Here is an 11,828-nt window from a genome sequence, read left to right as displayed (position 1 = left end):
TCAGGACGAGGACACAACACACCATGGCTATCTGGCTCAACAAGGACAGCAAGGTCATCGTCCAGGGCATGACCGGCGCCACGGGCATGAAGCACACCAAGCTCATGCTCGGTGACGGCACCGAGGTCGTGGGCGGCGTGAACCCGCGCAAGGCGGGTCAGACCGTGGACTTCGACGGCACCGAGGTACCCGTCTTCGGGACCGTGAAGGAGGCCATCGAGGCCACCGGCGCCAACGTCTCCGTCATCTTCGTGCCGGAGAAGTTCACCAAGGACGCGGTCATCGAGGCCATCGACGCCGAGATCCCGCTGGCCGTCGTGATCACCGAGGGCATCGCGGTGCACGACTCCGCGAACTTCTGGGCGTACGCCGGCAAGAAGGGCAACAAGACCCGGATCATCGGCCCGAACTGCCCCGGCATCATCACCCCGGGTCAGTCGAACGTCGGCATCATCCCGGGCGACATCACCAAGCCGGGCCGTATCGGTCTGGTCTCGAAGTCCGGCACGCTGACGTACCAGATGATGTACGAGCTGCGTGACATCGGCTTCTCGACCGCCGTCGGCATCGGTGGCGACCCGATCATCGGCACCACGCACATCGACGCGCTCGCCGCGTTCGAGGCCGACGCCGACACCGACCTGATCGTGATGATCGGTGAGATCGGCGGCGACGCCGAGGAGCGGGCCGCGGACTTCATCGCGAAGAACGTGACCAAGCCGGTCGTCGGCTACGTCGCGGGCTTCACCGCGCCCGAGGGCAAGACCATGGGCCACGCCGGCGCCATCGTCTCCGGCTCCTCCGGTACGGCGCAGGCCAAGAAGGAGGCCCTGGAGGCCGCGGGCGTCAAGGTCGGCAAGACGCCGACCGAGACCGCGAAGCTCGCGCGCGAGATCCTGGGCGGCTGACCTTCACAGGTACCCGGCCGAACACCGGTGGGCCCGTTCCCCGTAAGGGGGGCGGGCCCACCGGCGTCACAGCGGCTGCGGCGCCAGTCGCTCCGGCCCGCTCTGCAACTGCTCCCGCAGCTTCTTGCGCAGCTCCAGCTCCTTCTCCGACAGCGGCCCCGGCGCCATCCTCGGCGGCACGCCCCGCACCGTGGACCCCGGCGGCACGGGCGGCTCGTACTGCGTCGGAGCCGTGCGCAGGGTCAGGGCCGTCGTGCCGATGAGCGCCACCGTGAACGCGATCGCCGCTCGCGTCCAGAAACGTGCCCGGCGTTCGCTGCCGTCGCGCACCTCGGTCGGCTTGGCCGCGCGCAGGCGTTCCGCGGCGGCCAGTTCGGCCAGACGGTGGTGGAGTTCGGTGGGGTCGGACAGATCCGGCAGCCGGGCGGCGACCGCGCAGCGGGCGTTCAGCAGGCGGTTGGCCGCGGCCGGTGTGCTCGCCTCCGTCTCGGCCGCCGTCTCGGGCAGGTCCAGGCCCACACCGTCGTAGAGCACGAGGGTGCGGCGCTGCGGTGGCGGGAGGCGCAGGAGTACGTCCAGCAGGGCGCGGTCGGACGCGTCGCCGGGCGGCGGTTCGGGGTGCCGGTAGCGGGGGCGGAACCGGTGCCAAGGGGAGAGGGCGAAGTCGTACGCCGTCGCCCGCACCCAGCCCGCCGGGTCCCGGTCGCGCGCCACTTCCGGCCAGCGCTGCCAGGCGAGTTGGAAGGCCCGCTCCACGGATTCCCGGGCGAGCTCGCGGCGCCCGGTGAGCAGGTAGGTCTGCCGGACGAGGGAGGGGGCGCAGAAGGCGTACAGCGCGTCGAAGGCCTGGGCGGGGGTGAGCCGTCCCTCCAGTGCCGGCTCGGGCGCGGCGGCGACGCTCTGGACCGCGGACTGATCTGCCATCACCTCGGGCTCCTCCGTGTGTTTCTGATCCTCCGTCTCCTCGGCGGGCGACCCGAGCAGTTGTGCGTACGCCTCCCGACGCCGGCCCCGCGGTGTCGTGCGGCCGTTCTTGCGCGGGGCCGCGGAGGTCTGTGTCACCAGACACTCCTTTGTCCGAAAAAGTACATAAACATATATTGAGCGACACATCGGGGGTTCGCCCGTTACGACGGAAAAGCGCGTGTCGTTGGGAGCATGGCGGGCGTGATCGAGATGACCGCTCGCCGAACGCCCCTGCTCACGCGCATGCGCCGTCGAACGCCCGGCCTGGGCGCCAGCCTCTTCAGCGGCGCGGTCGCGGCCGGGCTGGGGCTCGGTGTGTCCGCCGTGCTGGTGATCGTGCTGTGGATCAGCTCGCCGTATCCGGACAGCGGGCCGGGCGGCGCGCTGCGGATCGCCGCCGTGCTGTGGCTGTTGGCGCACGGCGCCGAACTGGTCCGCATGGACACGCTCTCCGGTGTCCCCGCCCCGGTCGGTGTCACCCCGCTGCTGCTGCTCGCGGTGCCGGTGTGGCTGGTGCACCGGGCGGCGCGGGACGCGGCGGCGGACGGGGGCGAGGGGGTGCCCCTGGTGTCGGTGCGTACGGCGTGGGCGGGCGTCGTCCTCGGGTACCTCGGGGTCGGCTTCGCGGCCGCGGTGTATGCCTCCGGGGGTGAGCTGCGCCCGGCGTGGATGTGGACGGCGATGCGGGTGCCGCTGATCGTCATGGCCGCCGCCGGCGTCGGGGTGTGGTCGGCGTGCGAGCGCCGGCCCGAGGTGGTGGACGGTCTGCTGCTCGTGCTTCCGGCGCGGGTACGGCGGCTGGTGCCCGCGCCGGAAGGGCGCGCCCGCGTCGGTACCGCGGCGCGGGCGGCGGGGGCCGGCGCGGCGGCGCTGGCCGGGGGCGGGGCGCTGCTGGTGAGCGGGGCGCTGGTGTGGAACGGCGCGGCGGTGCGGGGGTCGTTCCTGGATCTGACGACGGGCTGGTCGGGGCGGCTCGCGGTGCTGCTGCTGTGCGCGGCGCTGGTGCCGAACGCGGCCGTGTGGGCGGCGGCTTATGCCCTCGGCCCGGGGTTCGTGCTCGGGACGGGGCATGTGGTGGGGCCGCTGGCCTCGGCACCGGCGCCGCTGCTGCCGCCGTTCCCGCTGCTGGAGGCCGTGCCGGAGGCGGGGGTCGAGGGGCCGTTGCGGTGGGGGATCGGGGTGGTGCCGATCGTGGCGGGGGTGGTCGTGGGGTGGTTCGCGGCCAGGTGGGGGGAGGGGGGCGAGCCGGGCGAGGCGCCTGAGGGGAGCGGGCGGGAGCGTGCGGCTGCCGCTTCGGGGAACGCGCCGGCGCCGGTGGTGACCTGGTCCCCCGGGCTCACCGCCGGGACCGCTGTACTGGCCGCCGTGTTCTGCGCGGTCGTCGTCGCCGTGCTGGCCACGCTGTCGGGCGGGCCGTTGGGGGTGGGGGCGCTCTCGGCCTTCGGACCGGTGTGGTGGCAGACGGGTGGGGCCACGCTGGGGTGGGTCGCGGCGGTGTCGGTGCCCGTCGCGGTGGTGGTGCGGGGCTGCCGGTGCTGGGTGGGGCAGCGGCGCCGGGGGGCCTCGGGGAGCGAGTCGGGGACGGCGCGACGGGCGCAGTCGGCGAGCGCATCGCAGGGCGCACGGATCGGCAAGCCTCGGGGCGCGGAGCCGCAAGGGGCGGAGCCGCAGGGGGCGGAGTCGGAAGGGTCCGGGCGGCCGGGGAAGGGGGAAGGGAAGGCGGCGAAGCCGGGGCCGGGACTGCCGGCCGAGGGCAAGGACGCCTCCCTCAAGGCGCCGGCGCGGGAGCAGGTCGACCCGGGTGAGGCCGACCAGGCCTTCCCGTACGGGACCTACGATCACGACACGACCTTCGAGCCCGAAGGCTTCTCACCGAACGACCCGCGGCCGGAGCCTCCGCCCCCGTCCTGGCACGACGGCGACAGCTCCCGCGCGGCCCACCGGGCGGCGACGGACGAGGCGACGGACGAGGCGTCGGAGCAGCCGGAGCCGACAAAGGCGCCGAGGCCGCCGAAGCCGCCGAAGCCACAGCAAGAACCGGACGAACCGAGCCCACGAGACGTCCAGGAGCCCTCCGCGGAACGGGAGCCCTCCGCGGAACAGGCGCCCTCGGCCGGACCGGCGCCCTCGACCGAACAGAAGCCCTCAATCGAGCAGCAGCCCCCGGCCGGACAGCAGCCCCCGGCCGGACAAGAGCCCCCGGCCGGACCGGATCCCTCCGCCGCACACGAGCTCCCGAACACCCGGGACACGTCAGCCGAGCGCGAGACACCCGAGGTCTCGAAGCCCCAGGAACCTCAGGACTCCAAGATGCCCTCGACCACCGACGGGCCCCCGGACGCGGCCCAGGCGCCGAACTGACCAGCGCGGCCGCCGGAGGCCGGCAACCGCCCCCTCAACCCCTGCCGATCCCGCCCCGCATCAACTATCCGCCCCCAGAACGCCCCGCAGCTCCTTCGGCAGATGCTCACTGCACGCCTGCTTCGCCTCGTTGGTCAGGGCGTCGCTCCGGCAGGTGTAGTACTCGCTGTACACGACCTGTGCCGCGAACCCGGCCGCGACCACCGCGATGGCGAGGGACGCCGTGACCAGGCCGCTCACCGCGGCCGTCGTCTGGGGGCGGCCGGTGGGCTGCGGGGCCGGGTTGTCGGGGTCGGGGGTGCGGGGCTTGGCCCGCAGGGCGCTGATGCCCCAGTAGAGGGCCAGCGCGCCGAGGGGCAGAGCCAGGTACGGCCAGCTGAACAGGGCGAAGAAGAAGGCCCACATGCCGGACAGCAGGGCATAGCGAGCCCGGCGCTGGGCGGGGTCGGTCGGGTCCCAGCGCATGTTCGTGCCGGGGCCGCCGGAGCCGGAGCCGTCCTGGCCGCTGCGCGGATGATCGCCGAAGCCGCCGTTGGAACGGCCGGGCTGGCGGTCGCTCCACTGGTTGCCCCAGGGCGAGTTGTCCCCGCCCTGGTCGGAACCCTGCGAGTCGTCGCCCCCCGTCGGGCGCCGGGGCTGCCACGGGCGGTCCGGTGTGCCCTCCGGCGGCGGGGCGAAGGGGTTGTCGTCCTGGGAGTCGCCGCCCTGTTCGCCACCGGACTTCTTGTCCGAGGACGCGTCAGGGGGCGAGGAGGGCCGCTCGCGCAGCAGGACGGCGTCCCGCTTCCCTCCCCGCGCCGACTGCGGAGGGAGTGTGAGGAGTCGCAGGCTGCGGTCCGACATCAGGTGAGCGTCTTCCCCTTGGTGAACGACTGATCCGACATGAGCTGTCACTTCGTGAACGCACCGCACCACAACCGCGTTCCCGGGCCAGCTCCCCCAGACGCTACCTTCCGGCCACGCCCCCGTCCCGTGGGGGCCGTCCGGAGTGCCGGTATCGTTGCTGACGGTCGGCCGCTTCGTAGACTTCCCCGTATCCCGGGACGCGATGCATTCGTACGAATATACAAAGCGAATATACAAAGCACCGGCCGCACGAAGAACACACCCCCGAGAAAGGGCCCCACCGTGGCCGCCAAGCCCGTGGCCGAGCGTGCCAAGCGCCTCGTCGTGCTGGTCTCCGGATCCGGCACCAACCTCCAGGCGCTCCTCGACGAGATCGCCGCCGTCGGTCCCGAGGGCTACGGCGCCGAGATCGTCGCGGTCGGCGCCGACCGCGCGAACATCGAGGGGCTGGCGCGGGCCGAGCGTGCCGGGCTGCCGACCTTCGTGTGCAAGGTCAAGGACCACGCCGGCCGGGAGGAGTGGGACGCCGCCCTCGCCGAGGCCGTCGCCGCCCACGAGCCCGATCTGGTCGTCTCCGCCGGGTTCATGAAGATCGTGGGCAAGGAGTTCCTCGCGCGCTTCGGGGGCCGGTTCGTGAACACCCACCCGGCGCTGCTGCCCAGTTTTCCCGGCGCCCACGGCGTCCGTGACGCGCTCGCGTACGGGGCCAAGGTCACCGGTTGCACCGTCCACTTCGTCGACGACGGCGTCGACACCGGGCCGATCATCGCTCAGGGCGTGGTCGAGGTCCGCAACGAGGACGACGAGAGCGCTCTGCACGAGCGCATCAAGGAAGTCGAGCGAAGGCTGCTCGTCGAGGTCGTGGGGCGGCTCGCCCGCAACGGCTATCGCATTGAGGGACGAAAGGTAGTTATCCAGTGACCGCCGACAGCACTGTCACGGCCGAGAGCACCAAGCGGGTCATCCGTCGCGCGCTCGTCAGCGTCTACGACAAGACCGGTCTGGAGGACCTCGCGCGTGGGCTGCACGAGGCGGGTGTCGAACTCGTCTCCACCGGCTCCACGGCCGCGAAGATCGCCGCGGCCGGCGTGCCCGTGACCAAGGTCGAGGAGCTCACCGGCTTCCCCGAGTGCCTGGACGGCCGGGTCAAGACGCTGCACCCGCGTGTGCACGCGGGCATCCTCGCGGACCTGCGTCTCGACAGCCACCGGCAGCAGCTGGACGAGCTGGGGGTCGCGCCCTTCGACCTCGTCGTCGTCAACCTCTACCCGTTCCGTGAGACCGTCGCCTCGGGCGCCACGCCCGACGAGTGCGTGGAGCAGATCGACATCGGCGGCCCGTCGATGGTGCGCGCCGCCGCCAAGAACCACCCGTCCGTGGCGGTCGTCACCAGCCCGGACCGTTACGCCGACGTCCTCGCGGCCGTCCGCGACGGCGGCTTCGACCTCACCACCCGCAAGCGGCTCGCGGCGGAGGCCTTCCAGCACACGGCGGCGTACGACGTGGCGGTGGCGAGCTGGTTCGCCGGCGAGTACGCCCCCGTCGACGACTCCCGGTTCCCGGACTTCCTCGGCGCCACCTGGGAGCGCGAGAACACCCTGCGCTACGGCGAGAACCCGCACCAGCCGGCCGCCCTGTACGTCGACGGCAACGGCGGCGGTCTGGCCACGGCCGAGCAGCTGCACGGCAAGGAGATGTCGTACAACAACTACACGGACACGGACGCCGCCCGCCGTGCCGCCTACGACCACGCCGAGCCCTGCGTCGCGATCATCAAGCACGCCAACCCGTGCGGTATCGCGGTCGGTGCGGACGTGGCCGAGGCGCACCGCAAGGCGCACGCCTGTGACCCGCTGTCGGCGTTCGGTGGCGTGATCGCCGTCAACCGGCCGGTCAGCAAGGAGATGGCGGAGCAGGTCGCCGAGATCTTCACCGAGGTCATCGTCGCGCCCGACTACGAGGACGGCGCCCTCGAAGCGCTCGCCAAGAAGAAGAACATCCGGGTCCTCAAGGCGCCGACCGCTCCCGGCAACCCCGTCGAGGTCAAGCCCATCGACGGCGGCGCCCTCCTCCAGGTCACCGACCGCCTCCAGGCCGACGGCGACGACCCGGCGAACTGGACCCTGGCGACGGGCGAGGCGCTCTCCGCCGGGGAACTGGCCGAGCTCGCCTTCGCCTGGAAGGCCTGCCGGGCCGTGAAGTCCAACGCCATCCTGCTCGCCAAGGACGGCGCCTCGGTCGGCGTCGGCATGGGCCAGGTCAACCGCGTCGACTCCGCGAAGCTGGCGGTGGAGCGGGCCGGCGCCGAGCGCGCGCAGGGTTCCTACGCCGCCTCCGACGCCTTCTTCCCCTTCCCCGACGGCCTGGAGATCCTGACCGAGGCCGGCGTGAAGGCCGTGGTCCAGCCCGGCGGTTCGGTCCGTGACGAGCAGGTGGTCGAGGCGGCGAAGAAGGCGGGCGTCACGATGTACTTCACGGGGACGCGCCACTTCTTCCACTGAGCCGTACAAGTCGCAGGGCCCGCCGTACCTCGGACGGCGGGCCCTGCGTCATGTCGAACTGCGCAGCGCCGCCCAGGTGTTGGGGCCCACCTCGCCGTCCACCTCAAGGCCCTTGGCCCCCTGGAACTGCTTCACGGCGGCCAGCGTGGCGGAGCCGAACTCGCCGTCCACGCCGGACGAACCGACGCTGTAGCCGCGCTTGGTGAGCATGCACTGCACCTGGACCACGCGCTGGCCCTTGTTGCCCTGCACGGTGAGCTCGGTGCCGGAGTAGTACGTGCACTGGGAGATCCAGGGCGGGGTGGCGGGTGTGGTGGGTGCCGTCGGGGTGGGGGTGGCGGCCGGGGTGGTGCCGCCGTTGGGCGGGGCGGAGGCGTTGTCGGCGGGGGTGGGCCGGGTTCCGCCCGCGCCGCTGTCGGATGTCGCGCCGGCGCTCTCGGACGCCGCGACGTCCGATTCCCGGGGCTCCGCCTTCTTCGTCTCCTTCTTCTTGCCGGAGGGCGAGGCGGAGGAGGTGGGGAGGACAGAGGTCCGTGCCGGTTCGGGGGTGGCGCTGTTGCCCGCGGTCGCCGCGGCGGGGGCCGTGTCGTCCTGGGGTGGGCGGGTGAGCGCGAAGGCGCTCGCCGCGATGGCGCACACGGCGAGACCCGCGGCGACGGCGAGGTAGGCCCTCCGCCTCTTCGTGCCGCCGCCCTCGGGGGCCGGGGTCTGCGTGGGCGTGGCGTGCTGCCACGGGGCCGGCGGCGTGGGCGCCCCGATCGAGGGACCGGGGAAGACGGGCGGCTGTACCGGCGTACGCAACTGGACGGTCTCGTGCACGGCGACCCGTTCCAGCACCTCGCAGGCCTGCTGCCGGGCGACCAGCCGAGCACCCAGCGGCTCGTGCCAGGCGGGCGGGCTGCCGTGCCCGTGGCCGGCGGCCGTGGCGGCCTCGATCAGCCCGCGCGGAAGGGGGCGCGCGGCCGGGTCCTTGGCGAGACAAGCGGACATCAGGGCGGCCAACGCGGGGTCCACGGCCGCGAGTTCGGCCATGATCTCCTGCTTGGGCTCCTCGAAGGCGACCCGGTGCATCACATCGACGCCGGTGCCGTCGCCGAACGGGGCGTGCCCGGTGGCCGCGTAGATCAGGCTCCCGGCGAGCGAGAAGACGTCGGAAGCGGTGTCGCAGCGGCCCTCGCGCAGATACTCGGGCGCCATGAAGGCGGGCGTGCCGACCCGGCTCCCGGTCGACGTGATCGCGCTGCCGTCGGCGGCCTGGGCGATGCCGAAGTCGATGACATGGGTGCCCTGCTGGGACAGGATCACGTTGGACGGCTTGAGATCCCGGTGTACGACGTCGGCGGCGGCGAGCGCCGACAGCGCCTGCCCCATCTCCGCGACCAGCCGCCACACCCCGGCCCGCTCCAGCCTGCCGCACTCGCGGACCGCTTCGGCGAGGTTCAGGCCGGGCAGGTACTGCGTCGCCATCCACAGCAGCGAGTCGTCGAACCCGGTGCCGAGCAGGTCCGGTGTCCGGGGTGTGTGCACCTGGGCGTGCACGGCGGCCTCCCGCTCGAACCGCCGCCGGAACCGGGGGTCCTCGGCGTACTCGGGGCGGATCACCTTGACGGCGGCCAGGCCGGGGGCGTCGTCGGCGGGGCGGGCGAGGTAGACGTGGCCCATGCCGCCGCTGCCGAGCAGGCCGAGCGGGACGTAGGGTCCGATCCGGCGGGGGTCGGCCGGCTTCAGCGGGGTGGCCCCCACCTGCGCCAGGGCGGCGTCAGCCGACGCGGGAGAAGGTGGCGGCGTGGGCCGCTGCTCCGACATGGAACCCCCGATGTGCCTATGTCCCAACGCCTCGGGTGAGTCACCCCAGTTGACCCGAGGCTATCGCGGGCTCGTGCGTCACGCAGGCCCCTCAGGGCGGCAGTTCGCACCACACCGTCTTGCCCCTCGGAGTCAGCCACACGCCCCAGCGCCGGGTGACCGCGTCGAGCAGCAGGAGGCCCCGTCCCGTCTCGTCGTCCGCGTCCGGCACACGGGCGATGAGCCACGTGTGGGCCTCGGGGTCCGTGACCTCCAGGCGTGTGCTGCCGCACACGGTACGGAACAGGCGGACGGTCACGGGGGTGCCCTCGCCGACGTGGGTGATCACATTCGTGATCAACTCGCTCACACAGAGCTGGACTTCGGGGCAGGGAGTGCCGAGGTGCTCGCGTACGGCACGGCGTACCTCCGGTACGGCCTTGGGGAGCGCCGGCAGTTCGAGGACGAGGGGTTCCGTCATCGGGGTGCGCCTTTCTGTGTGCGCTGCGTGGTGAATCGGTCACACAGTGGCGCGGAACGGCGTACCGTCAAAGGGGTTTGGATTGCGCACGGTAATCGGCAAACAGTGGTGGTGAGTGGTGCCCGCTCGTAAGGATCCCGACGCCTCGGTGAGCGTTCCCTGTTTCTACGGGGCCGAGTTGCGCTTCAAGAGGGAGGCGGCCGGGCTGACGCTGGAGCAGTTGGCCGACGGGAGCTTCCGGGGGATCTCGTTCCTCAGCCAGATCGAGCGCGGGGAGCGGCGGATGCCGGAGGATCTGGCCAGGCATGTGGATGAGCGGCTGGGGACGGACGGGTTTTTCCAGCGCCGGTGTGAAGACGCGGCGAGGGCCCGGCGGGTGGGGCACCCGTGGTACTCCGCCGACATCCCCGACATGGAGAAGCAGGCGACGACGTTGGAGGAGTGGGCGCCCAATGTCGTACCGGGGCTTCTCCAGACCGGTTCTTACTTTCGCGGGCAGATCCAGTACCAGGACCCCGAGGTGCCACCGAAGGTGGTCGAGGAGCGTGTCCGCGCACGGTTGGCGCGCGGGGAGTTGTGGAGTCGCGAGGACCGGCCCAGCTACTGGGGGATCCTGGCCGAGTCGGTCATCCGGAGAACACCGCTTCCGCCGACGGTGATGGCCGAGCAGGTGGAGCACATCCTCGAAGTGATGCGCTCCACGCGGAGCGTTGTTCAGATCATTCCGGAAACGACACCCTGGCATCCGCTCAGGCATGGCATGGTCAAGATCATGTCCTTCGCGGATGCCCCGCCGCTGGTGTACACCGAGGGTGATTTCGCTGGTCAGATGGTCGACTATCCGGCCCATGTGCAGGAGTACCGTCGTAGATACGATCTGCTCAGGGCCGTCGCACTGTCACCCGAGGCGTCCCTGGCCTTGATGGACGACGCAGCGAGGATCTACAGAGATGAAGCGCAGCAAGGGGATTGACTCGGACTCCGTTGCCTGGCGCAAGAGCAGCTACAGCAACGACGAAGGCGGCGACTGCGTCGAAGTCGCTGATCTCCTCCCCGGCGTCATCCCCGTCCGCGACTCCAAAAACCCGGAGGGCCCCGCGCTGGTGTTCCCCACCCGCGCCTGGGCCCTCTTCCTCAAGTCCCTCTAGTCGACCTCGTACTGACCCACCTCGATGAAGTACCGCAGTTCCTCAGGTGTGCCGTCGATGACCTGTTCCGCCGCCGTGCGCAGCGCGTCGCTGATCGTCGGGTCGGCCAGGATCCGGAAGACGCGGACGCGGTCGTCCTCCGCGCGGGCGAGCCGGTAGCCGGTCTCCAGGTAGGCCCGCAGGGCCTCCGGGGTGTAGGCGTCGAGGGCCTCGTTGGCCTCCCTGATGACCGCCTTGTCCGTCTTGGGGTCGGCGGTGGCCAGGATGCGGGCGATCGCGACGGCGTCGTCCTCGGCCTGCGCGAGGCGATAGCCGGTCTCCAGGAAGGCGCGCAGGGCCTCCGGAGTGCCGGCTTCCAGGGCCTTCGTGGCTTCCCTGATGACCGCCCTGTCGTTGTTCTGCTGGGCGATATGGAGGATGCGGAAGGTGGCGACGCGGTCGTCCTCGAACTGCGCGATCCAACGCCCCGTCTCCAGGAAGTACCGCTGATCCTCGATCGTGCCGTCCAGGGCCTTCTGCGCGGCGGCGTAGACGGCCCTGCCGGTGTCGGGGTCGCCGATGATGCGCGCGATCTCGACCCGGACGTCGTCGTCGGACATCTCGTCGACGCCCGAGCCGGCCGCGTCGGACGCGGCCGACACGGTGGTCGCGGAGGCCGGCGCCGACTGGGCGGCGAAGGCCGGGGTGGCCAGCAGGAGCGCCGGGGCGAGGGCGGTTGCCGCGAGGGTCAGGGCAGCGCGGTTCGGTCTCACAGATGAACCCTTCTTCCGAGGTGTGTCAGCGCCCGCATGTTCCCTCACGCAGGGCCGGAGTTCACTGCCGGAAGTGAGCA

The 11,828-nt window shown here is 72.0% G+C and carries 11 protein-coding genes; 6 read left to right on the top strand and 5 right to left on the bottom strand.

The genetic code is table 11. The annotated features are described in order from the left end of the window. The first annotated feature begins 23 nt into the window (after positions 1-23). Positions 24-908: a succinate--CoA ligase subunit alpha gene (gene sucD / locus ACIQWG_RS25360; protein ID WP_404099834.1), complete on the top strand. Its 885-nt coding sequence runs from the start codon at positions 24-26 to the stop codon at positions 906-908. 66 nt (positions 909-974) lie between these two features. Here sucD and ACIQWG_RS25355 read toward each other — a convergent pair whose 3' ends face one another. Continuing rightward, positions 975-2,021 (bottom strand): RNA polymerase subunit sigma-24, encoded by a 1,047-nt coding sequence (locus tag ACIQWG_RS25355; RefSeq protein ID WP_404099832.1) that lies wholly within the window; start codon positions 2,019-2,021, stop codon positions 975-977. 45 nt (positions 2,022-2,066) lie between these two features. Here ACIQWG_RS25355 and ACIQWG_RS25350 point away from each other — a divergent pair, with 45 nt between their 5' ends. Beyond that, a complete protein-coding gene (locus ACIQWG_RS25350) occupies positions 2,067-4,235 on the top strand; it encodes a DUF6350 family protein (protein ID WP_404099830.1) in 2,169 nt (722 codons plus the stop codon). Positions 4,236-4,295: 60 nt separating this feature from the next. Here ACIQWG_RS25350 and ACIQWG_RS25345 read toward each other — a convergent pair whose 3' ends face one another. Continuing rightward, on the bottom strand, positions 4,296-5,078 hold the full coding sequence (locus ACIQWG_RS25345; protein WP_404099828.1) for a hypothetical protein: 783 nt from the start codon (positions 5,076-5,078) through the stop codon (positions 4,296-4,298). A gap of 285 nt (positions 5,079-5,363) precedes the next feature. Between ACIQWG_RS25345 and purN the strand changes: the two genes are divergently transcribed. Beyond that, on the top strand, positions 5,364-6,002 hold the full coding sequence (purN, locus tag ACIQWG_RS25340; RefSeq protein WP_404099826.1) for a phosphoribosylglycinamide formyltransferase: 639 nt from the start codon (positions 5,364-5,366) through the stop codon (positions 6,000-6,002). After that, positions 5,999-7,582 carry a bifunctional phosphoribosylaminoimidazolecarboxamide formyltransferase/IMP cyclohydrolase gene (gene purH / locus ACIQWG_RS25335; protein ID WP_404099824.1) on the top strand — a complete coding sequence of 528 codons (1,584 nt, stop codon included), beginning with the start codon at positions 5,999-6,001 and terminating at the stop codon, positions 7,580-7,582. Before purN ends, purH begins: the two co-directional genes overlap by 4 nt. Positions 7,583-7,630: 48 nt before the next feature. Here the strand turns inward: purH and ACIQWG_RS25330 are convergent, their stop codons facing one another. Both ACIQWG_RS25330 and ACIQWG_RS25325 read right to left on the bottom strand, forming a co-directional pair. Then, positions 7,631-9,388, bottom strand: coding sequence for a protein kinase (locus ACIQWG_RS25330; protein WP_404099822.1), 1,758 nt, complete (start codon positions 9,386-9,388; stop codon positions 7,631-7,633). A gap of 91 nt (positions 9,389-9,479) precedes the next feature. Then, complete coding sequence (locus ACIQWG_RS25325; protein WP_404099820.1) at positions 9,480-9,848, bottom strand: ATP-binding protein; 369 nt, start codon at positions 9,846-9,848, stop codon at positions 9,480-9,482. Positions 9,849-9,966: 118 nt separating this feature from the next. On the opposite strand from ACIQWG_RS25325, the gene ACIQWG_RS25320 reads away from it, so the two are divergent. Then, the gene (locus ACIQWG_RS25320) at positions 9,967-10,821 is read left to right on the top strand and encodes a helix-turn-helix domain-containing protein (protein ID WP_404099818.1); all 855 of its coding nucleotides are present in this window, start codon (positions 9,967-9,969) and stop codon (positions 10,819-10,821) included. Continuing rightward, complete coding sequence (locus tag ACIQWG_RS25315) at positions 10,799-10,996, top strand: DUF397 domain-containing protein (RefSeq protein WP_404099816.1); 198 nt, start codon at positions 10,799-10,801, stop codon at positions 10,994-10,996. Before ACIQWG_RS25320 ends, ACIQWG_RS25315 begins: the two co-directional genes overlap by 23 nt. On the opposite strand, the gene ACIQWG_RS25310 is transcribed toward ACIQWG_RS25315, so the two are convergent. Beyond that, the gene (locus ACIQWG_RS25310; protein WP_404099814.1) at positions 10,993-11,748 is read right to left on the bottom strand and encodes an ALF repeat-containing protein; all 756 of its coding nucleotides are present in this window, start codon (positions 11,746-11,748) and stop codon (positions 10,993-10,995) included. The two genes, ACIQWG_RS25315 and ACIQWG_RS25310, sit on opposite strands and share 4 nt — an antisense overlap. Between the last annotated feature and the right edge of the window lie 80 nt (positions 11,749-11,828).

Origin of the sequence: Streptomyces sp. NPDC098781 (genome assembly GCF_044759995.1) — a bacterium.
Classification (GTDB): Bacteria; Actinomycetota; Actinomycetes; order Streptomycetales; family Streptomycetaceae; genus Streptomyces.
Note: the sequence above shows the minus strand (reverse complement) of the source record. Positions and strands in the feature narration are given on the sequence as shown.

What these genes read in the sequence shown, in the direction of transcription:
- sucD (WP_404099834.1), top strand. Translation starts at nt 24, where the DNA reads ATGGCTATCTGGCTCAACAAGGACAGCAAGGTCATCGTCCAGGGCATG.
- ACIQWG_RS25355 (WP_404099832.1), bottom strand. Translation starts at nt 2,021, where the DNA reads ATGTGTCGCTCAATATATGTTTATGTACTTTTTCGGACAAAGGAGTGT.
- ACIQWG_RS25350 (WP_404099830.1), top strand. Translation starts at nt 2,067, where the DNA reads ATGGCGGGCGTGATCGAGATGACCGCTCGCCGAACGCCCCTGCTCACG.
- ACIQWG_RS25345 (WP_404099828.1), bottom strand. Translation starts at nt 5,078, where the DNA reads ATGTCGGACCGCAGCCTGCGACTCCTCACACTCCCTCCGCAGTCGGCG.
- ACIQWG_RS25330 (WP_404099822.1), bottom strand. Translation starts at nt 9,388, where the DNA reads ATGTCGGAGCAGCGGCCCACGCCGCCACCTTCTCCCGCGTCGGCTGAC.
- ACIQWG_RS25325 (WP_404099820.1), bottom strand. Translation starts at nt 9,848, where the DNA reads ATGACGGAACCCCTCGTCCTCGAACTGCCGGCGCTCCCCAAGGCCGTA.
- ACIQWG_RS25315 (WP_404099816.1), top strand. Translation starts at nt 10,799, where the DNA reads ATGAAGCGCAGCAAGGGGATTGACTCGGACTCCGTTGCCTGGCGCAAG.